The organism is Rhizobacter sp. P2_H2 (assembly GCF_056403375.1).
The window spans coordinates 1-776 of sequence record NZ_JBFUFP010001648.1 but is presented as its reverse complement, the minus strand read 5'-3'; the positions used below and the strand labels follow the sequence as shown (position 1 = coordinate 776).

The following is a 776-nucleotide window of genomic DNA, read 5'->3' as shown; positions in this document are numbered from 1 at the left end:
GCACCGTCACCGGTGCGCCGCTCCAGCGCTTCGGCGACCACCACGGCGCCTTCGCGAGCTGCGCGCTGCGCTCGCGCAGCGCCGGTGTCGGCTCGACCGCGATGCGCCGCGCCTGGGGGTAGGCGCGCGCCAGGTGCTCGGCACCGGCGCCGCCGAAGCTCCACCAGTCGGCGATCGCGTCCGGCTGCTTGCGCACGATCGCGAGCCGCTCGGCCATGCGCCGCGCGATCTCGCCGTGCAGCCAGGGTGCCTGTGGGGCCACGGCCAGCCGGCGCAGCGCCTGCGCGACGACCGCACGGTCGAAGCGCCGCGAGGTGTCGGCCGCTGGGGAATCGCTCATCGGCGGGCAGTATATTGAGCCGGTGATCTTCTCGCGCCTGCTCCGCCACATGCCCTCTTCGTGCGCGGTGTGCCAGGGCTGGGACAGCGGCCCGGCAGCCCGCGTCTGCCGGGCCTGCGTGCAGCGCTTCGCCGACACCTCACCACGCTGCACGCGCTGCGCACTCGAGGTGCCGGCGGGTGTGGCCACCTGCGGGGCCTGCGTGCTGAACCCACCCCCTTTCGATGCAGCGTATGCCGGCGCCGGCTACGCCCACCCGTGGTCCGGCCTGGTCACCCGCTTCAAGTTCAGCGGCGCGCTCGACCTGGCGGATGCGCTGGCCGCGCGCGTTCTCGCGGCGCGCCAGCGCGATGCAGCCGCGTGGCCGCAGTGGCTGCTGCCGGTGCCGCTCGCGCCGGAGCGGCTGCGCGAGCGCGGCTTCAACCAGGCCTGGGAG

Annotated in this window: 2 pseudogenes; one reads left to right on the top strand and one right to left on the bottom strand. The window is 75.3% G+C overall.

The window, feature by feature from the left end:
- Positions 1-340 (bottom strand): annotated as a pseudogene (locus tag AC1D15_RS35355) (biotin synthase); the annotation flags it as partial.
- 49 nt (positions 341-389) lie between these two features.
- On the opposite strand from AC1D15_RS35355, the pseudogene AC1D15_RS35350 reads away from it, so the two are divergent.
- A pseudogene (locus AC1D15_RS35350) lies at positions 390-776 on the top strand (ComF family protein); the annotation flags it as partial.